A 17,964-nucleotide genomic window follows, 5' to 3' on the forward strand; every position below is an offset into this window, starting at 1 on the left:
GCCCGGCGCTGCGATGAGGATCTATGAACGGACAACTTGATATAGAGCCACTACTGGACAAAATGGAAACCGGCCTGCGCCAGTTGTTGCAGGAACGTGGGGTAAGTTCACCGGCACTTATCGGAATTCGAACCGGTGGTGTGTGGCTGGCCGCCGAACTGGCCCGGCGCCTGCAATTGCAGGAACCGTTTGGTGAGCTAGATATTTCATTTTACCGCGACGATTTCAGTCGTATTGGCCTGAACCCCAAGGTAAAGCCGTCGAGCTTGCCGTTTGATACCGCCGATCGCGACGTCGTATTAATAGACGACGTGATCATGAGCGGCCGTACGATTCGTGCCGCGATGAATGAAATCTTCGATTATGGCCGCCCGGCCAGTATTATACTCGCCACGTTGATTGATTTGGGCGCCCGTGAACTGCCGGTGCAGCCCGACGTGCGGGGTCTTACGCTGACGCTGGCGACCAACCAGCGCATAAAGTTGCGCGGGCCCGGTCCGCTGCGCATTGAACTTGAACAGGCCTAGCCGCACTCAAGCTAAACCCTACCCATGCCCCAGCCACCTTTGTTTGTACAGGCAATCCATGACCGCAATCGCTACTGGCCCCCATCATTTGCAGCTGACCCGGGAAGGTCAGTTGCGACATTTTCTGACTCTGGACGGCCTTGGCCGCGAGTTACTGACCGACATTCTTGACACCGCTGACTCCTTCATAGAGGTGGGCGAGCGCACTATTAAAAAGGTTCCATTGCTGCGCGGGCGTACCGTGGTGAACCTGTTTTTCGAATCCAGTACCCGCACCCGCAGCACCTTCGAGCTGGCGGCCAAACGCCTGTCTGCAGACGTACTGAATCTTGATATCAGCACCTCGGCGACCTCCAAAGGCGAATCCCTGGCGGATACCTTGTACAACCTGGAGGCCATGGCCAGCGACATGTTTGTGGTGCGTCACGCCCAAAGCGGTGCGCCTCACTTTATTGCCGAAAGCGTGACGCCCAAAGTGGCCATTATTAACGCCGGTGACGGGCGCCATGCCCATCCCACTCAAGCCATGCTGGACATGCTCACCATTCGCCAACATAAAAAGACCTTTGATGGTTTGAAGGTGGCGATTGTGGGCGACGTGCTGCATTCCCGTGTGGCGCGCTCGCAGATTCGCGCTCTTAACGAGCTGGGCGTGGCCGAGGTGCGGGTGATTGCACCGGGCACGCTCTTACCCCGGGATGTGGAAGCGCTGGGTTGCACCGTAGAGTACGACATGCTGCGCGGTATGAAAGATCTGGACGTGGTGATTATGCTGCGCCTGCAAAAAGAAAGAATGGAAGGCGCGCTGCTGCCCAGCGAAGGCGAGTTCTACCGCCTTTACGGTCTTGACCGGGCCAAACTGGCGCTGGCCAAACCGGATTGCATTGTGATGCATCCGGGGCCGATCAACCGCGGCGTGGAAATTGAATCGGCGGTGGCCGACGGGCCGCAATCGGTCATCCTGAATCAGGTCACCAACGGTATTGCCATCCGCATGGCGGTGATGTCCATGGCCATGGGCGGTCAGTTGGCGGAGCGTCAGCAGGCGTTGAGCAAAATGATCCAGCAGGAGGCGCGCTCATGAAACTGTCTTCCCGCCCCCCTGCCGGTAGCGTGAAAATCATTGGCGGCCAGCTGTACCGCGGAGCCACGGTCACCAGCGCAGGTGCGTTGGAAGTTAATCCCGGCTTGCTGATAAAAAATGGCCGCGTTGCGGCTCTTGGCCCCGACGCCCTGGCGCAAACGGCCGATGAAACCTTGATGGCGGAAAATTGCATTGTCAGCCCGGGGTTTCTGGATTTGTGCTGCAATCTGCGCGAACCGGGCAATGGCCAAAAAGGCAATATGGCCTCGGAAACACGGGCCGCTGCCCACGGTGGCTTCACCAGCGTGTGCGCCGCACCTGACACCTCGCCGGTAAACGATTCTGGCGCTGTGACCAACCTGATTCGTGATATGGCCGCCAGCCGGGCGTTGGTACGAGTGCTGCCCATAGGTGCGGTTACCCGTGGCCTGGAAGGCGAATTGCTCAGCGATATGGCGGGTTTGCAGAAGGCAGGTTGTGTCGCATTGGGTAATGCCTCACGGGGCTTGCGTAACGCACGGGTTTTGCGGCGTTGCATGGCTTACGCTCAGACCTTCGGATTAACGCTGATGTTCAGCCCGGAAAACCAGGCGCTGGCCGCCGATGGTTACGCCCACGATGGCCTGGTGACTACGCGCCTTGGTCTGCTGGGGATTCCGGAAGTGGCGGAGACCACCGCGGTCATGGAAATGATCCTGCTGGCCCAAGAAACCGGTGTGCGCTTGCACCTTAGTCAACTGTCGTGCGCCCGCAGCGTGGACATGCTGGCGGAAGCGCGCCAACGGGGAATTCAGGTCACCGCCGACGTGGCTATGCACCAGCTGGCCTTCACCGAAGACGCGCTGAGTGGATTTGATAGCCGTTTCCACGTGCGCCCGCCATTACGCTCGGAGCGCGACCGGCAAGCCCTGGTGGCGGGTGTTCGTGATGGCGTTATTGATGCCATTGTGAGTCAGCATCAACCCCATGAAAGCGCCGCCAAGCAGGCGCCTCTGGCTGCCAGCGAGCCGGGGTTATCGAGTATTGAAGTTGTGCTGTCGCTGGGCCTGGAGCGGGTAGCTGCTAACGAGCTGAGCCTGCCGCAGTTGCTGCGCGCGCTGACTGCTGGCCCTGCTGCTGTGCTGAGCCAGAGCGCGGCCAACAACGCAGGCCTGAGCGCCGGTGCGGTGGCAGATCTGTGCATTTTCAATCCCGATCAGTCGTGGCAGCCCGGCCCCGGAACTCTGGTGTCTGCCGGCGGTAACGGGCCGGTGCTTGCGCGCTCAATGCCGGGTGTGGTGCATTACACTCTGGTCGCTGGCCATAAGGCCTGGCCGTCACTGTTGTCTTAGAGCGCGGATGGCGAAGGGCTGGCGAGTGCCGGTGTTTGAAAAGCCATAAAAAAAGCGCCTTGCGCAACCCGCAAGGCGCTTTTTTGTCAGCTTGGCTTCACTGCTTGGGGCCGGCCGCAACGATGGCGTCTGACACGTCAAACTTTTTGAAGTTCTCCACAAACTGGCCGATCAGCTCGGCGGCTTTAGCGTCGTAGGTTTCGGTGCTGGCCCAGGTGTTGCGCGGGTTCAGCAATTTGCTGTCAACGCCCGACACGCGAGTTGGCACGCTCAGGTTCAGTGTTGGCAAGTGCTCGGTTTCCACATCGTCCAGATCGCCATTTTGAATGGCGCTGATCAGGGCACGGGTAGTGGGAATGCTGAAACGCTTACCTTCGCCGAAGGAGCCGCCGGTCCAGCCGGTATTGACCAGGAATACCTTGCTGCCGAATTCGTCCATCCGCTTCATCAACAATTCGGCATAAACACCGGCCGGACGCGGGAAGAAGGGTGCACCAAAACAGGTAGAAAAGGTGGACTTCAGTTTTGACGAAGAGCCCATCTCGGTTGAGCCCACCAGAGCGGTATAGCCGCTAAGAAAGTGATAGGCCGCCGCTTCTTTGCTGAGAATTGATACCGGAGGCAGAACGCCGGTCATGTCGCAGGTCAGAAAGACAATGTGCGACGGCTCGCCGGCCAGGTTTTCTGCAACGCGCTTTTCGATGTGCTCGAGCGGGTAGGCGCAGCGAGAGTTTTCGGTCAACGACACGTCGGTGTAATCTGGCTCGCGAGTTTCTTCGTCAATCATCACGTTCTCGACGATGGCGCCGAAACGGATCGCGTCCCAGATAATGGGTTCATTCTTCTTGCTCAGGTCAATACACTTGGCGTAGCAGCCGCCTTCGATATTGAAAACGGAGCCGGGGCCCCAGCCGTGCTCGTCGTCGCCGATCAGATAACGCTCCGGATCTGCAGACAGGGTGGTTTTGCCGGTGCCAGACAGGCCGAAGAACAGGCAGGTTTCACCGTTGTCGCCCACGTTGGCGGAGCAGTGCATGGGCAGCACGTCTTTCTCCGGTAACAGGAAGTTCTGCACCGAGAACATGGCTTTTTTCATTTCGCCGGCGTAGCGCATGCCGGCCAGCAAAACCTTGCGGCGGGCAAAGTTGATAATAACGGCGCCGTCACTGTTGGTGCCGTCACGCTCGGGCACGCATTTGAAATTGGCAATATTAAGAACCTGCCACTCCTGCTTGTCAGCCGGGTTGTAAGTGTTCGGACGTATAAACAGGTTGCGGCCGAACAGGTTATGCCAGGCCAGCTCGGTGGTCATCTTGATGGGCAGGTAGTGCTCGGGATCAGAACCCACGTGCACAAAAGATACGAAAGAATCCTGCTCGGCTACGTAAGCTTCAACTCTTTCCCATAGGGCGTCGAACTTGTCGGCGTCGAACGGGCGGTTGATCGGGCTCCAGTGAATATCATCAGCGGTACTGGGCTCTTGCACGATATAGCGGTCCATAGGCGACCGGCCTGTGCGTGCTCCGGTTTTAACCACCAGCGAGCCATTTGCAGCCAGTTGGCCTTCATTGCGCGCCAGTGCTTGTTCAACCAGCTGTGCTGTTCCTAGCTCTTGATAAGATTTGCTCACTGCGATCTCGCCCTCGGGTGTCTTGGTGATTGCCAGGGCCGCACCGGAAGCGGTGGAAAACTGAACAATCGAGTCAATCTAGGCTCGCTATTATGCCAGACGCGTCAGTAAAAAACGACTGCCATCAAGGTCTGCCGGGTGGCCTTTTTGCGGCCGCTATAGTTACCCGTTAACACCCGCTCAGTGCAGGGTGTGGCCGGTAAATAACTGGTCTATGTCGATACGGTCAAAACGGTAGTGTGCATGGCAGAACTGGCAGTTCATTTCAATGGAGCCCTGTTCTTCCAGAATGCTATAGCATTCCTCGCTCCCAATCGCTTCCAGCGCGCTCATTGTGCGCTCTCGGGAACAGCTGCAGCGGAAGGCCACCGGTTCCGCGTCAAATACCCGCACGGTTTCTTCGTTGAACAGGCGGTGGAGTAGTGTCTCGCTGTCCAGTTCAAGCATTTCGCTGGCTTCCACGGTGCGTGCCAGGTGATTGATGCGCTCCCAGAGTTCGTCATCTTCCTGGGTGTGACCGGGAAGGCGCTGCAACAGAAGACCACCGGCTTTGTCTTCGCTGGCAAACAGCAGCAACGATGTGGCAATTTGTTCGGAGCGCTCGAAGTATTCTTCCAGGCAGCCAGCCAGGCTGTCACGTTCGCGGGGTACAACACCTTGGTATCGCTGGCCCTGGTCCGGCGTGATGGTAATGGCCATGCGGCCGTCGCCCAGCAACTGTTGGAAATCACCGTCGCCGATGGCCTGATCGTCAAACCGCGCTACTCCGCGTACGAAGCGGTCGTGGCTGCATTCCGACATTAGCGTTTGCACAGGGCCATCACCTTGAGCCTGTAATGACAACGCACCGTTAAACTTCAGCGTGCTGCTCATTAACACGCTGGCCACCAGCGACTGGCCCAGTAATTGGCGCACAGATTCCGGGTAGGGGGCCTGACGACCGATTTGCTGATAACTTTCATCCAGCTGTACCCAAGCCCCGCGAATCTGGCTGTTTTCAAATATAAAGCGCTGGAACTGATCGCCGGACGCCATTGTGTGTCTCCTGAAAAATCGTAAAATAAAGCGGCTGCTAGAGCCCGTTGTGTTCGCGAAACCGGTCGATGTCGCGGCGGTCCTTTTTTGACGGGCGCCGTGCCGGCGGCAGCTGGGAGGTTTGCAGGGTTTTGCGTTGCAAGGCCAGGTCTTCGCGCTTTTTCACGCTGTCTTCGGTTTCGTGATAAAGCAGGGCCGCTTCCGCCGCCCCACGGCGGCGGTCGCTGATATCGTCTACCATCACAATTTTTTCTTGCCAGCCCAGCCGTATCGACAGTTCCGCTCCGGCTTCCATCAGTTTGCCGGGCTTGCAACGCTGGGTGTTGTAACGCACTTTGCCGCCTTCCACCGCGTCTTTGGCCAGCGCACGAGTTTTGAAGAAGCGCGCTGCCCATAGCCACTTGTCCAGCCTGACGCGGTCATCGTCGTTTTTGTTGGGTGTAGCCATGTCATCTCACCTTTTGCTGCGCGAGTTGATTATAACGGTGTCATCCCGCAGATGGCAGGGGCCGTTGCTTCTGCAGTTGTGGCAGTACTTCATCGAAGTCATGAATGCCGGTGATTTGCGGGTGAGCGCGATTGGCAGGCTGCTGGCTGTCTGGTGCCAGTACCGCCAGCAGTTGTGCAATACCGGCTTTGGCGGCGCTTTCAAGCACGGGAAAACTGTCGTCTACCATCAGAGTGCGGCTGCGATCGTAGGGGGTCACACGGTGCAGTGCTTGCCAAAAAGCAGGGTCTTCCTTGGGTTTGCCAAGCTGATGGCTAGACACTATGTCGTCAACCAGGGTGTTCAGGCCGGTACGCTCAAGTTTCATGGCCAGGGGGTCCGGGTGGCAATTGGTGGCAATCACCGTATACAAGCCGCGTTCGCGCAGGCTGGATAGAAACGCCCGCACATGGGGCCGATAGCCCACACGCTCACCCACCTCGGCTTTCAGTCCATTGATGTCCATGGACAGCTGGTTGCTCCAGTAATCGGTGCAGTACCAGTTCAGCGAGCCTCGCTGGGCCATAATCAAAGCCATCAGCTGCTGTTTGGCTACCTGAGGTTGCAGATTGTTCTTCTGTGCGTAGCGCAGCGGCAGATGTTCCAGCCAGAAGTGGTTGTCGAAATGCAGGTCCAACAGTGTTCCGTCCATATCCAGGAACACCGTATCAAGAGTTGACCAGTTCACCATAAACAAAAATAGCCTGTGAGATTTCTCACAGGCTGCCTCAATTGATTGCGCCTGGCAACCCAGGCTTGTGCTGACTCAGGGCCATTGAAACGGGCTGAATCAGTTCGTTGGTTGCTCAACGGTATCGTGCTTGCGCCCGCTGCGGGTGCAGCCCAGACAGCGCTTAAATGTGGCTCGGGCCGGCCCTGCTACCAATACTTCGCCGGCTTCAGCGGTGTTGCCGCCCAGTAGTGAAAATGGCAGTGACACCAAGTACACCGCGCTGCCCACAATAGTCGTCGCCAACAGCAAAGGACGCACAATCAGTGCATCGGTCGTCATAGCCAGCGCAGAAGGGCTTTCATCTAGCGTGTTGGCGTGGCCGATGGCGGAAAATGAGAGCAGGCTGGCGACCATCATGGTCGTCAAAATTCGGGTCAGCTTGCGGGTCATTCGATGTCTCCTGAGCGAAATCAGCCCTGATGAGTCACAAGAGCTATGATCGGCTGTTTTGTGTGGCTACTTAATTGAACAGCGGCCGCAACGATGGGTGTATTGCCAGTGTTCAGTTTAGCAGCGCTAGTCTGTAGCACTGTTAACTATGAAGCATATTTGCGCTTTTTCAAACGATTTTGGCAGATTGAACACGGCCTCAGCGCTGGCAACGGGTGCAGTATACCGTCGCCCGCTGATTCATGCGGATTTCCCGCAGCGTAGCCTGACATTCGGAACAGGGCTGGCCACCGCGGCCGTACACCAGCAGCGACTGTGCGAAATAGCCGGGCTGGCCGTCGCTGTTAACAAAGTCCCGCAAGGTGGTGCCACCCATCAGGATGGCGGCCATCAAGGTTTCCTGAATCACCTCGACCAATCGGTGGTAGCGGCTAAGGCTGATGCGTCCGGCTTGTCTTCGGGGGTGAATGCCGGCCTTGAACAGGGCTTCGTTGGCGTAAATATTGCCCACGCCCACCACCACATGGCCGTCCATAATAAAGGATTTGACCGCGGTGCTTTTGCCCCGGGAACGGCGAAATAAATAGGCGCCGTTGAATTCGGGCGCCAACGGCTCTGGCCCCAGGCTAGCGATCAGCGGATGAGTGCTGGGATTTGAGGACCACAGCCAGCAGCCGAAACGGCGTGGGTCGTTGTATCTCAGGCGTACACCCGAATGCAGCATCAGCTCCACGTGATCATGGGTTAACGCAGCGCTGTCGTCGGTAATGATTCGCAGGCTGCCAGACATGCCCAGGTGCACAATAACGCTGCCGCTGTCGAGATTCAGAAACAGGTATTTGGCGCGCCGCTCCACACTGCGTATCACTTCTCCTTCCAATCGGACACCCAGATCCTCTGGCACCGGCCAGCGCAATCGACCATTACGAACGCTGACAGAGCGAACGGTTTGGCCTTCCAGGTGGGGTGCTATGCCACGGCGGGTGGTTTCAACTTCAGGCAATTCGGGCAAGGTGATCACTCCGTCATAAAAAGCAGCGTCAGGCTGATGTTGTGTCGGTTATCCGAAACAGGCAGTAGCATACCTGCCCGGCGCTCTTTTGCCGCTGCAATTGCCAGCCGGCCGGCACCGCTGGGGTCGTCAGTTCACTTTCGTGTTCTAAATAAACCCAGCTACCGGGTTTGACCCAACCGTTGTCTGCCAGCGCGGGCAGCAGTCGTGTTAGCCAGCCCTGACGAAAGGGCGGGTCAATAAATACTATGTCAAAGCTTTCCCCCGGGCTCGCCAGAAAGGCGTCGGTGTCCTGGCGCACAACACGGGCATTGTCGGCCTGCAGAAGTGCAAGATTACTGTTGAGCGCTTTGACCAGTTCTGGCGTGTGGTCCACAAACACGCTGTGGGCTGCACCCCGTGATAATGCCTCTAGCCCGAGTGCACCGGAGCCCGCAAACAAATCCAGGCAGCGAGCCCCGGCCAGATGGAAACGCAACCAGTTAAAAAGGGTTTCGCGGGTGCGCGCCGGCGTTGGCCGCACACCTCCGCTGTCTGGAAATGTCAGCTTGCGACTGCGCCAGTCGCCGCCGATGATGCGTAATTCGCCCTGGGCGCCCCCATTAGTAGAGGCCGATTTAGGGCGCTGACTATCGGCGGCGTGTTGCTTGGGCAAAGGGCGCGGTGACTTGCGGCGCTGAGGCATGGCATGTGTCCTGAAAGGCGGTGTTTGGGCCGGCCCATGATAAAACAAAAGCGTCGCCGCGTGCGCTACCTCGCTAACCGGCAGCAGTCTGTTAGAATGGCGGCCTAATTTGTCCCGCTTATTTTTGGATTCAATGGTATGACTATAACGGCAGAGTGGATTTCAATTGGCCTCGCGGCCTTGCTTGTTTTGTTGTTCGTGCTGGATCTGGCCAGCAACCGGCGAAAGATTCCGCGCCCGCGCCCGTTCGAGTTGCGTCAGCCAGACTCGCAAGCCGCGCCTGCGCCGCAACCGCTGCCTGAAAAAAAGCCAGAGGTTGATGCCGAGCCGGCCGACACCGCCTTGGCTGAGCCCCAGTCTAAACAGGCGCCCATCGTACCCGAACCGGCAGCGTTCAAGCCGGAGGTTGTACCTCAACCGTTAGTTGAGCCAGAGCCCCAGATTAGCGTTCTTGAGCGCATTCGCCGCGGCCTGGGCAAAACCCGCGCTAGCTTTACCGGTGGCCTGGCGGATATGTTCTCGGCGGGCAAGAAGATTGACGCAGACTTGCTGGAAGAAATTGAAACCACGTTGTTAATGGCAGACGTGGGCGTAACCGCAACCACCGAAATTATTGAATCGCTGACTGAGAAGCTTAAGCGCGATCAGCTCAAAGACGGCGAAGCTCTGCGCCAGGCGCTGCGCGATCAGCTCCACGGTTTATTGAAAGATGTCAGTAAGCCGCTGGTGATCGACCCTCAGGCAAAGCCTTATGTCATTTTAATGGTTGGCGTAAACGGGGTTGGAAAAACCACCACCATTGGCAAACTCACCAGGAAATTTCAAGACGAAGGCAAGTCTGTCCTGCTGGCCGCGGGGGATACATTCCGCGCCGCCGCCGTAGAGCAGTTGCAGGTTTGGGGCGACCGCAATAAAGTCCAGGTGATCGCCCAGCACACCGGCGCCGACAGCGCGTCTGTTATTTTTGATGCCATTCAGTCAGCCAAGTCTCGCGGCATTGACGTGGTCATTGCCGACACAGCCGGGCGTCTTCAGAACAAAGACAACTTAATGAGCGAGCTGGAAAAAGTCGTGCGGGTGATGAAAAAGCTTGATGCTGCAGCGCCCCACGAGGTCATGTTGGTACTGGATGCCGGCACCGGCCAGAACGCATTGAATCAGGCCCAGGTGTTTCAGCAAGCGGTGGGGGGCAGCGGCATCACGCTGACCAAACTCGACGGCACGGCCAAAGGCGGTATTGTGTTCGCGATAGCTCGCCAGCTGCAGCTACCAATTCGCTTTATTGGCGTGGGGGAGCAGGTTGAAGACCTGCGCAGCTTTGACGCCCGTGCATTCGTCGACGCTCTTTTTGACTAACGTTTGAGCGCTAACCACCAGGGATTGTGATGATCGAGTTCCGCCAGGTCACGAAACGCTACGACAGCGATCACACCGCGCTGCGACAGGTGAACTTTGCTCTTAACCGAGGCGAATTGGCGTTTCTGACCGGGCATTCCGGGGCGGGCAAAAGTACCTTGCTGAAACTGCTAATGGTAATGGAGCGCCCCAGCGCCGGTGAAGTATGGGTTGGCGGGCAGTTGCTGAACAGTCTGCCGCGGCGGCAAATCCCCTACATTCGCCGTCACATTGGCGTGGTGTTTCAGAATCACCAGCTGTTGTTTGATCGCACCGTATTCGACAACGTTGCCATGCCGCTGCAGGTCATTGGCGTTGCCCCGGGTGACATTGGTCGGCGGGTGCGCGCGGCCTTGGACAAAGTGGGTCTGCTGAGCAAAGAGAAGATGAACCCCTTGCAGTTGTCCGGTGGCGAGCAGCAGCGCGTTGGCATTGCTCGGGCGGTGGTGAATAAGCCGCCGGTGCTGCTGGCCGATGAACCTACCGGTAACCTCGACCCGGAGCTGTCTGCCGATATTATGAATCTGTTTGGCCAGTTCAGTCAGGTTGGTGTAACCGTGTTGATTGCCAGCCACGACATTACATTGATTAACGATATGAACCGCCGCACTCTAAGGCTAGACCAAGGCCAGCTGGTGGCTGATGGCCGCCCGCGGACGGAGGCGAACCATGGCTAAAGCACCGGTTCCGCGCCCCGGCGGCGCCCGTCAAAGCGCCTCGCCGCTGAAGCAGGTTGCGGGCAGTTATCTGGACCACCACCGCACGGTAGCCCGCGACAGCATAGCGCGCATGTGGCGTAACCCGGTGTCCAGCATGATGACCTGGGCCGTTATGGGCGTTGCGTTGGCGCTGCCGGTGGCGTTGTTACTGCTGCTGGCCAGTTTGCAGAGTGTTAGTGCCGGTTGGGAGAATGGCGCGCGGGTGACGGTTTACCTTGGTCTTGAAACGCCTTTGCCGCAGGCCAATGCGCTGGCTGATCAGATAGACACCGACAGTCGGGTGGCGTTTGTAGAGCTGGTAGACCGCGAGCGTGCCCTAGCGGAATTTCGCGCCAGCTCCGGGCTTGCCGACGCACTGGATTTTCTGCAGGAAAACCCGCTGCCCCACAGCCTGTTGATTACACCAGAGGCGAGTTATCGCAGTAGCGACGGCGTGGCGACTTTGGTGGAGTACCTTCAAGGTTTGCCGACAGTGGAGCGGGTACAGGTGGATCTGGGCTGGTTGCAGCGGCTGAACGCCCTGGCCGGTCTATTGACGCGGGCTGCTACGGCGCTGGCAATCTTGTTAGCGGTTGCGGTCGTACTGGTTATTGGTAACACCGTGCGCTTAGCCATTGAAAGCCGGCGCGATGAAATTCTGGTGGCCAAACTGGTGGGTGGCACTGATGCCTTTGTGCGCCGCCCTTTTCTGTACACCGGCGCATGGTTTGGTTTGGGCGGCGGTCTAGTGGCCTGGCTGTTGTTGCTCATTACTTTCTGGTGGCTAAGCGCACCAGTGGCGAGGTTAGCGGAGTTATATCACAGTGATTTCGTTCTGCATGGGTTGGGCTTTGAAAACGCAACAATGTTGATTTTTGCGGCCATGGCTCTGGGTTGGCTGGGCGCCTGGGTGGCGGTGCGAAGGCATCTGGATGACATGGAGCCGGGAGACCATTAGAATAGGCCGCAGGAAGTCTATGAGCACCCGTATTTACCGCGTTTTAATGATGCGTTCAGGAACTTTCAGGGCATTTTATGGTCTTATATGCCATTGTCTGTTTTTACAGCGTACAGATTCGGAGGAATAAAGCATGGGCACAAGTTTACAGCTAATGGACAAGCTGGTTCCGGGCGCTAATCTCGAGTCTTACATTCAGGCTGCGAGTCGCATACCCATTTTAACCGTGGATGAAGAGCGTGCATTGTCGGCACGCCTGTATCATGAGGGCGATGTAGACGCAGCCCGCCAGTTGATTTTGTCGCATCTGCGCTTTGTGATTCATATTGCCCGCAGTTATTCCGGCTATGGTCTGAACCAGTCTGATCTGGTGCAGGAAGGTAACGTGGGCTTGATGAAAGCCGTTAAACGCTTCAACCCCGAATACGGTGTGCGGCTGGTGTCGTTCGCGGTGCACTGGATCAAAGCAGAAATTCACGAATTCATTTTGCGCAACTGGCGCATTGTGAAAGTGGCGACCACCAAAGCCCAACGCAAGCTATTTTTTAATCTGCGCGGCCAGAAAAAGAAATTGGCCTGGCTAAGCCACGATGAGCTAAACGCAGTGGCCGCAGACTTAGGCGTGGAAGCTCGCGTGGTGCGCGAAATGGAAGGCCGCCTGTCGTCTCACGATACGGCTTTCGACGGCCCGATGAACGATGACGAAGACAGCGCTTACCAGGCGCCGGCGTATTACCTTGAAGATCACCGCAGCAATCCGGCTACCCAACTGGAACGCTCCGACTGGACTGAAGATTCCAACGGGCGCCTGATGCAGGCTCTGTCCACCCTGGACGATCGCAGCCAGGATATCCTGCGCGAACGCTGGCTGTCAGAGACCAAATCGACCTTACACCAGTTGGCCGATCGTTACGGGGTATCTGCCGAACGCATTCGTCAACTGGAAAAAAATGCGATGAAGAAAATACGTCTGCACATGCAAGAAGCGGCCTGACTTTAGCGGCTTAACTGCAGTGTTAACAAGGCTCTGCCAATTAACGCCACCGCCGCTTTTGCGCCTGGTGGCGTTCTTTTAAGTGTTGCGTCGTCATAGGCGACAGCCTCTTACAAGATGGTAACTGGCCCAGCGGCCGGGTTATTCGTACCCTTGGAGCACTATCATAGGCCAGCGGGAGGAATACCGGTGAAAGCACTGGTCATAGAAGACGATCATGACGTAGCAAGTTACTTGGTGAAAGGCCTGCGGGAATCTGACTTTGTGGTGGATCACGCGGACGACGGCAAAACAGGCATGCTGATGGCAGCCAGCGAAGAATATGACATTATGATTGTCGATCGCATGTTGCCTGGCATGGATGGCCTCACCATCATCAAAACCGTTCGCGCCACCGGCAATCAGGTGCCCATTTTGATTCTCAGCGCCCTGGGCGATGTGGACGACCGGGTAGAAGGCCTGCGTGGCGGAGGCGATGACTATCTTACCAAGCCCTTCTCGTTTACCGAGTTGCTGGCCCGCATCGAATCGCTGATTCGCCGTAATCGTCAGGCAGCAGAAACCGAGACCGTATTGCATGTTGCCGATCTGGAAATGGACCTGTTGGCACGCACGGTGAAACGCGCAGGCCAGAACATTGACGTACAGCCGCGGGAATTCCGTCTTTTGGAATATCTGATGCGCAACGCCGGCCAAGTGGTTACCCGCACCATGCTACTGGAAAAAGTCTGGGACTATCATTTTGACCCCCAGACCAACGTGATTGACGTGCACATCAGCCGTCTGCGGGCGAAAATCGACAAAGAGTTCGATACGCCGCTGCTGCAAACCGTTCGCGGTGCCGGGTACATGCTGCGTGAAACTGCTTAGCCAGCTTAGAACGTCGTCGTTCCAGCTGGCACTTCTGTATATGGTGGTGTTTGCCACCTCGGTGTTCTTGCTTCTGGCGTTCATATACTGGCGTACGGCCGGTTTTATGACCGCCCAGACAGACGCCACGATTGAAGCCGAGATTGCGGGCCTCGCGGAGCAATACCGCGGGCGTGGGGTAAACGGCCTGATTACCATCATCCGTGAGCGTGTAGCCCGCGAACCCAACGCCAAATCGATTTATCTGCTGACCACCGACGAGCAGGTCAAGCTCGCCGGTAATATCCAGCAATGGCCGCAAAGCACCGCCACGGAATCCGGCTGGATCAACTTCAAACTCGATGAAAAAGTAGGCTGGATGGGCAGTCAGCGCCTGGCCCGAGCGCGAATTTTCGAAGTGCAGGGCGGTTTGCTGCTGTTGGTGGGCCGCGATGTTGAAGAGCTGACCAACGTTAAAAAGGTCATTGAAAACACCATCAACTGGGGCATGGGGATTACTCTTGCACTGGCCCTGTTGGGCGGTTTTCTGATGAGCCGCAGTACTACTCGCCGCATTGAAATCATCAATAACACCTCGCGCCGAATTATGAACGGGCACATGTCACTGCGTATTCCAAATCGCGGGACCGAAGACGATTTCGACCAGCTGGCGGAAAACCTGAATCAGATGCTCGACCGTATCGTGTATCTGATGGAAGGCATTCGCCATGTATCTGACAGCATCGCCCACGATTTGCGCACGCCGTTGACCCGTCTGCGTAATCAGCTTGAAAACACTCTTATGTCGGTCGATAACGACGAAGCCCGCGAGCAGGCCAGACGTGCGGTGGCCGAAGCCGACCAACTGCTGGCCACATTTAACGCCCTGTTGCGTATTGCCCGCCTGGAAAGTCGTGGCAACGCCGGGGATGTAAAAACCGTGGCGATAGACGCGCTGGTGGAAGACGCCTGCGAACTTTACGAGGCACTGGCCGAAGACAAAGACCAGAATTTCGAGCAAGAGCTGGAACGGGATGTCAATATTGAAGGCGACCGGGATCTGCTGTTCCAGATGTTCAGTAACCTGATTGATAACGCCATCAAGTACACTCCGGAACACGGCACCATTCGCATTGGTGTGCGCAAAGAAAACGACGAAGCGGTATTTTCGGTGCAAGACAGCGGTATTGGCGTGCCAGACGAAGAGAAAAGCCAAGTATTTCAACGCTTTTACCGGGTGGGTAAAAGCCGCTCTTTACCCGGTAACGGGCTCGGCCTTAGCCTGGTGAATGCGGTTGCGGAAATTCATCAAGCCCGTATCGAACTGACGGACACCTATCCCGGCGAAGAGTCGCCGGGGCTGACCATTACCGTTCGTATGCCGGCGATGGTGAAAGAGCGTAGAAAGCGGCGTAGAAAAGCCATCAACGCCGCTAGCCCTGCGACCGACAGCAACAACCCCAAGATCTGAAAGCGGCGGGTTCAGCCCTGCTGTTTATCTCGCTTGAGTGGGCGTAACAGGCGATTCGCCCGCTGTTCCACCGTTTCACTCAGTTTTTCGAAGCGGGCTTTTTGCACATCAAAACGCACCTGCAAACTGTCCCACTCGCCTTCCAGCTGTCTCTGCCCGTGCATAAGGTAAGCCGCCAGATTATGGCGATTTACCTTGCTGGTAATACCGAAACGGTCCAACTGATAACCCAGGGTATCGACGCTCTGTAGCGCCAGATCCTGTAATTTTTGGCGGTTCATGACAGCCTCCGTTGTGAATGTAACTACGTTGGCCGAACGTTACGCCGGGCTACTAGAGCGCACAACCTAATTATGGTGAACCTTAGCGCTTGGCGATCAATTCTGACTAACTGGTAACGGTCCCGACATCCATTGGTAATAGTGTTGGAGTATAATAAAGGTCACATAGCAGCTGAACTCCAGACAGTGCAAACCTTACCCCGTTTAACGGGGTTTTTTTATGTCTGCTGTCCGCGCTTATGAAACGTCAGCAAGGGTAGCGAATGGCCTCAATCAGCCAGGTTTTTTCGCCGGCTGGCAGCATAACCGCTACTTCGTCACCCACCTCTTTTTTCAGGCAGGCACGCACCAGGGGTGCGTCGACAGAGGCGTAATCGTTGCGGCCGTAGATTTCGTCCGGTCCCACAATGCGGAACGTCAGTGGCTTGTCGTCTTCGTCCAGCAGGCTGACCCAGGCGCCAAAGAACACCTTGCCTTCTTGCTCCGGCGAATAGGCAACCACCTTCAATTCTTCAAAACGCTTGCGCAGAAAGCGTACGCGCCTGTCTATCTCCCTCAGGCGCTTTTTATTGTATTGATAATCAGCATTTTCAGAACGATCACCAAGGCCGGCGGCCCAGGTTACTTTGCGGGTAACCTCCGGACGTTCGTGGCGCCAGAGCTGGTCCAGCTCCTGTTGCAGAAGATCGTAGCCTTCGCGGGTAATCAGATTGGTTTTCATGGCCGGCCCACGGCGCTACTTAACCGCAGCGAGTTTGTCGATGTATTGCTGCATTGCCTGGTCTTTTGACGAACCTTCCAGTTTAGCCCAGGCGTCGTACTTTGCCCGACCCACAAAATCCATCATTCCAGGGCGCTTACCGCTGGCGTCGCCGACGGTTGCCTGCTTGTACAGCGCATAAAATTCCAGCTTCATTTCAGTCGAAGGCTTAAAATCGCCGTCGGCGTTCTGTACTTCATTCACGGCCTGTTCAAATTGGGTTTTCAGATCACTCATGGTGGCTCTCCTGTGGCTGATGCAGCGAGTATAGCGGGCGCCGTGGTTGTCGTCACAGTTCAAAGCGTGGAGGATCAAAGCGGGATGGTTTTGAGCGAAAACTTGCCCTTGTTCACATTCTATTTACTTTACTATCCACATAGCCGGTGGCATTGGGCAACCAGAAAAAATATCAATGACTTGCCGCATCTTTTTACACCCTTCCGACCTTGACATAGCAGCTCATAATTTTCTCAGCCGCCGACATGACGTTGGACTCTTGGCAAGCTAGGCTCGCCGTTGAACTGGCTTTTTAAGCCGCTTACGTGGCGGTGAACAGTTGCAGGGACAGATTCGGCGCACAGTTTCATTTCTACGCCGCCTGTGTGGCGGGGTAAGCGTGCTGACAAGTTCGCAAACACTGCTCGCATTTTAAATGTGCTTCAAAGTAGAGTGACAAGTGTTGAGCACCAGGATGGAGCGCAGCCTAAATTTAAAGGAGTTGTTGATGTTTGTTATTTCATGGATGAAGCGCCTGGGTTCAGGTTTATTGGCAGGCATGGCGCTGATGGCGACCGTGGTGCTTGGTGCGCCAGCGAAGGTTCCGTTGGCCAATGTGTATCAACAGGGTGCGCCGCTTGCGGATTATTGGGTGAGCGAAAAGCTGGATGGAGTGCGGGCTTATTGGGACGGTGAGCGCCTGTGGTCCCGCCGCGGCAATCCGTTTCAGGCGCCTGACTGGTTTGTCAGCGATTTTCCATCGCAGCCGTTAGACGGCGAACTGTGGTTGGGACGCGGCCATTTCGCGCAACTTTCCGGCATTGTGCGCACCGTTCGTCCAGTCGATGCAGATTGGCGTAAAGTGCGTTTTATGGTGTTCGATGTGCCGTTAACCGACCAGACATTCGACCAACGTCTTCCCCGTTTGCGGGAGTTGGTCAATCAAGCGGGCTCACCCTACCTGGCCTTGGTCAAGCAGCAACGGCCCGGAAACCATCAGCAGTTGATGGCTCGCCGGGATGACGTGATTGCAGTCGGCGGTGAAGGGCTGATGCTGCGCCGTGGCGCTAGCGTTTATAAGGCTGGCCGCTCGGACGACTTGTTAAAAGTGAAACGCTTTGACGACGCCGAAGCGACCGTTGTGGGCATTCTGCCGGGCCAGGGCAAATATCAGGGGATGATGGGCGCGCTGCGGGTGCGGCTGGCCGATAACCGTGAGTTTCGCATTGGCAGCGGTTTCAGCGACGCCGAGCGTGCAGATCCGCCGCCACCGGGCAGCGTTGTTACCTTCAAATATTCCGGCCAAACAGCCACCGGCCTGCCACGATTTGCCAGCTTTGTGCGAGTGCGAAATGATGAACCAGAGGTGCCTGTTATTAAGTAAGTTTTCACCGTCTGGCCCAAACGCCGTTGCATTAATGGACTGTC

20 protein-coding genes are annotated in these 17,964 nt (G+C 56.7%); 10 read left to right on the forward strand and 10 right to left on the reverse strand.

Translation table 11 applies throughout. From position 1 onward, the window contains the following. Nucleotides 1-23: 23 nt before the first annotated feature. Genes pyrR through ATG98_RS09100 form a run of 3 tightly spaced genes read left to right on the forward strand, consistent with a single transcriptional unit; the run spans nucleotide 24 to nucleotide 2,942 of the window. The gene (pyrR, locus tag ATG98_RS09090) at nucleotides 24-527 is read left to right on the forward strand and encodes a bifunctional pyr operon transcriptional regulator/uracil phosphoribosyltransferase PyrR (RefSeq protein WP_098422689.1); all 504 of its coding nucleotides are present in this window, start codon (nucleotides 24-26) and stop codon (nucleotides 525-527) included. A 58-nt stretch (nucleotides 528-585) separates the two neighbouring features. Next, entirely contained in the window at nucleotides 586-1,611 is a 1,026-nt protein-coding gene (locus tag ATG98_RS09095) for an aspartate carbamoyltransferase catalytic subunit (protein WP_098420748.1), read from the forward strand. After that, the gene (locus tag ATG98_RS09100) at nucleotides 1,608-2,942 is read left to right on the forward strand and encodes a dihydroorotase (RefSeq protein ID WP_098422691.1); all 1,335 of its coding nucleotides are present in this window, start codon (nucleotides 1,608-1,610) and stop codon (nucleotides 2,940-2,942) included. Before ATG98_RS09095 ends, ATG98_RS09100 begins: the two co-directional genes overlap by 4 nt. A gap of 97 nt (nucleotides 2,943-3,039) precedes the next feature. Here the strand turns inward: ATG98_RS09100 and ATG98_RS09105 are convergent, their stop codons facing one another. The 7 genes from ATG98_RS09105 to rsmD all read right to left on the reverse strand — a co-directional run bounded on the left by ATG98_RS09105 (nucleotide 3,040) and on the right by rsmD (nucleotide 8,914). Beyond that, the gene (locus ATG98_RS09105; protein WP_098420750.1) at nucleotides 3,040-4,572 is read right to left on the reverse strand and encodes a phosphoenolpyruvate carboxykinase; all 1,533 of its coding nucleotides are present in this window, start codon (nucleotides 4,570-4,572) and stop codon (nucleotides 3,040-3,042) included. Nucleotides 4,573-4,752: 180 nt separating this feature from the next. Beyond that, a complete protein-coding gene (gene hslO, locus ATG98_RS09110; RefSeq protein WP_098420751.1) occupies nucleotides 4,753-5,607 on the reverse strand; it encodes an Hsp33 family molecular chaperone HslO in 855 nt (284 codons plus the stop codon). A 37-nt stretch (nucleotides 5,608-5,644) separates the two neighbouring features. Continuing rightward, nucleotides 5,645-6,055, reverse strand: coding sequence for a ribosome-associated heat shock protein Hsp15 (gene hslR / locus ATG98_RS09115; RefSeq protein WP_098420752.1), 411 nt, complete (start codon nucleotides 6,053-6,055; stop codon nucleotides 5,645-5,647). Between the two features lie 40 nt (nucleotides 6,056-6,095). Continuing rightward, nucleotides 6,096-6,785: a GMP/IMP nucleotidase gene (gene yrfG, locus ATG98_RS09120; RefSeq protein ID WP_098420753.1), complete on the reverse strand. Its 690-nt coding sequence runs from the start codon at nucleotides 6,783-6,785 to the stop codon at nucleotides 6,096-6,098. 99 nt (nucleotides 6,786-6,884) lie between these two features. Further along, nucleotides 6,885-7,217 (reverse strand): hypothetical protein, encoded by a 333-nt coding sequence (locus ATG98_RS09125; RefSeq protein ID WP_098422693.1) that lies wholly within the window; start codon nucleotides 7,215-7,217, stop codon nucleotides 6,885-6,887. Nucleotides 7,218-7,416: 199 nt separating this feature from the next. Next, a complete protein-coding gene (gene mutM / locus ATG98_RS09130) occupies nucleotides 7,417-8,229 on the reverse strand; it encodes a bifunctional DNA-formamidopyrimidine glycosylase/DNA-(apurinic or apyrimidinic site) lyase (protein ID WP_098422695.1) in 813 nt (270 codons plus the stop codon). 28 nt (nucleotides 8,230-8,257) lie between these two features. Further along, nucleotides 8,258-8,914: a 16S rRNA (guanine(966)-N(2))-methyltransferase RsmD gene (rsmD, locus tag ATG98_RS09135; protein WP_098420756.1), complete on the reverse strand. Its 657-nt coding sequence runs from the start codon at nucleotides 8,912-8,914 to the stop codon at nucleotides 8,258-8,260. Between the two features lie 138 nt (nucleotides 8,915-9,052). Between rsmD and ftsY the strand changes: the two genes are divergently transcribed. From ftsY to ATG98_RS09165, 6 genes are all read left to right on the forward strand, one after another. After that, nucleotides 9,053-10,270 carry a signal recognition particle-docking protein FtsY gene (ftsY, locus tag ATG98_RS09140; protein WP_416376571.1) on the forward strand — a complete coding sequence of 406 codons (1,218 nt, stop codon included), beginning with the start codon at nucleotides 9,053-9,055 and terminating at the stop codon, nucleotides 10,268-10,270. A 29-nt stretch (nucleotides 10,271-10,299) separates the two neighbouring features. Next, on the forward strand, nucleotides 10,300-10,986 hold the full coding sequence (ftsE, locus tag ATG98_RS09145; protein WP_007348252.1) for a cell division ATP-binding protein FtsE: 687 nt from the start codon (nucleotides 10,300-10,302) through the stop codon (nucleotides 10,984-10,986). Continuing rightward, nucleotides 10,979-11,965: a permease-like cell division protein FtsX gene (gene ftsX, locus ATG98_RS09150; RefSeq protein WP_098422697.1), complete on the forward strand. Its 987-nt coding sequence runs from the start codon at nucleotides 10,979-10,981 to the stop codon at nucleotides 11,963-11,965. Before ftsE ends, ftsX begins: the two co-directional genes overlap by 8 nt. Nucleotides 11,966-12,098: 133 nt before the next feature. Beyond that, the gene (gene rpoH / locus ATG98_RS09155) at nucleotides 12,099-12,959 is read left to right on the forward strand and encodes an RNA polymerase sigma factor RpoH (protein WP_098420759.1); all 861 of its coding nucleotides are present in this window, start codon (nucleotides 12,099-12,101) and stop codon (nucleotides 12,957-12,959) included. 189 nt (nucleotides 12,960-13,148) lie between these two features. Beyond that, nucleotides 13,149-13,829, forward strand: a complete 681-nt coding sequence (locus ATG98_RS09160) for a response regulator transcription factor (protein WP_098420760.1) — start codon at nucleotides 13,149-13,151, stop codon at nucleotides 13,827-13,829. Beyond that, complete coding sequence (locus ATG98_RS09165; RefSeq protein WP_098422699.1) at nucleotides 13,816-15,279, forward strand: sensor histidine kinase; 1,464 nt, start codon at nucleotides 13,816-13,818, stop codon at nucleotides 15,277-15,279. Before ATG98_RS09160 ends, ATG98_RS09165 begins: the two co-directional genes overlap by 14 nt. Nucleotides 15,280-15,290: 11 nt before the next feature. On the opposite strand, the gene ATG98_RS09170 is transcribed toward ATG98_RS09165, so the two are convergent. The 3 genes from ATG98_RS09170 to ATG98_RS09180 all read right to left on the reverse strand — a co-directional run bounded on the left by ATG98_RS09170 (nucleotide 15,291) and on the right by ATG98_RS09180 (nucleotide 16,557). Beyond that, nucleotides 15,291-15,560: a hypothetical protein gene (locus tag ATG98_RS09170; protein ID WP_098422701.1), complete on the reverse strand. Its 270-nt coding sequence runs from the start codon at nucleotides 15,558-15,560 to the stop codon at nucleotides 15,291-15,293. Nucleotides 15,561-15,807: 247 nt separating this feature from the next. Further along, a complete protein-coding gene (gene greB / locus ATG98_RS09175; protein WP_098422703.1) occupies nucleotides 15,808-16,281 on the reverse strand; it encodes a transcription elongation factor GreB in 474 nt (157 codons plus the stop codon). 15 nt (nucleotides 16,282-16,296) lie between these two features. Beyond that, on the reverse strand, nucleotides 16,297-16,557 hold the full coding sequence (locus ATG98_RS09180; protein ID WP_098422704.1) for an acyl-CoA-binding protein: 261 nt from the start codon (nucleotides 16,555-16,557) through the stop codon (nucleotides 16,297-16,299). A 487-nt stretch (nucleotides 16,558-17,044) separates the two neighbouring features. On the opposite strand from ATG98_RS09180, the gene ATG98_RS09185 reads away from it, so the two are divergent. After that, nucleotides 17,045-17,920, forward strand: a complete 876-nt coding sequence (locus tag ATG98_RS09185) for a DNA ligase (protein WP_098420765.1) — start codon at nucleotides 17,045-17,047, stop codon at nucleotides 17,918-17,920. The last annotated feature ends 44 nt before the right edge of the window (nucleotides 17,921-17,964 follow it).

Origin of the sequence: Marinobacter sp. LV10R520-4 (assembly GCF_002563815.1) — a bacterium.
Classification (GTDB): domain Bacteria; phylum Pseudomonadota; class Gammaproteobacteria; order Pseudomonadales; family Oleiphilaceae; genus Marinobacter.

Coding starts and splice junctions, on each gene's coding strand:
- greB (WP_098422703.1), bottom strand. CDS start 16,281: ATGAAAACCAATCTGATTACCCGCGAAGGCTACGATCTTCTGCAACAG.
- hslR (WP_098420752.1), bottom strand. CDS start 6,055: ATGGCTACACCCAACAAAAACGACGATGACCGCGTCAGGCTGGACAAG.
- ATG98_RS09185 (WP_098420765.1), top strand. CDS start 17,045: ATGTTTGTTATTTCATGGATGAAGCGCCTGGGTTCAGGTTTATTGGCA.
- pyrR (WP_098422689.1), top strand. CDS start 24: ATGAACGGACAACTTGATATAGAGCCACTACTGGACAAAATGGAAACC.
- ftsX (WP_098422697.1), top strand. CDS start 10,979: ATGGCTAAAGCACCGGTTCCGCGCCCCGGCGGCGCCCGTCAAAGCGCC.
- ftsE (WP_007348252.1), top strand. CDS start 10,300: ATGATCGAGTTCCGCCAGGTCACGAAACGCTACGACAGCGATCACACC.
- yrfG (WP_098420753.1), bottom strand. CDS start 6,785: ATGGTGAACTGGTCAACTCTTGATACGGTGTTCCTGGATATGGACGGA.
- ATG98_RS09100 (WP_098422691.1), top strand. CDS start 1,608: ATGAAACTGTCTTCCCGCCCCCCTGCCGGTAGCGTGAAAATCATTGGC.
- rpoH (WP_098420759.1), top strand. CDS start 12,099: ATGGGCACAAGTTTACAGCTAATGGACAAGCTGGTTCCGGGCGCTAAT.
- ATG98_RS09125 (WP_098422693.1), bottom strand. CDS start 7,217: ATGACCCGCAAGCTGACCCGAATTTTGACGACCATGATGGTCGCCAGC.
- rsmD (WP_098420756.1), bottom strand. CDS start 8,914: ATGCCTCAGCGCCGCAAGTCACCGCGCCCTTTGCCCAAGCAACACGCC.
- hslO (WP_098420751.1), bottom strand. CDS start 5,607: ATGGCGTCCGGCGATCAGTTCCAGCGCTTTATATTTGAAAACAGCCAG.
- ATG98_RS09180 (WP_098422704.1), bottom strand. CDS start 16,557: ATGAGTGATCTGAAAACCCAATTTGAACAGGCCGTGAATGAAGTACAG.
- ATG98_RS09095 (WP_098420748.1), top strand. CDS start 586: ATGACCGCAATCGCTACTGGCCCCCATCATTTGCAGCTGACCCGGGAA.
- ATG98_RS09170 (WP_098422701.1), bottom strand. CDS start 15,560: ATGAACCGCCAAAAATTACAGGATCTGGCGCTACAGAGCGTCGATACC.
- ftsY (WP_416376571.1), top strand. CDS start 9,053: ATGACTATAACGGCAGAGTGGATTTCAATTGGCCTCGCGGCCTTGCTT.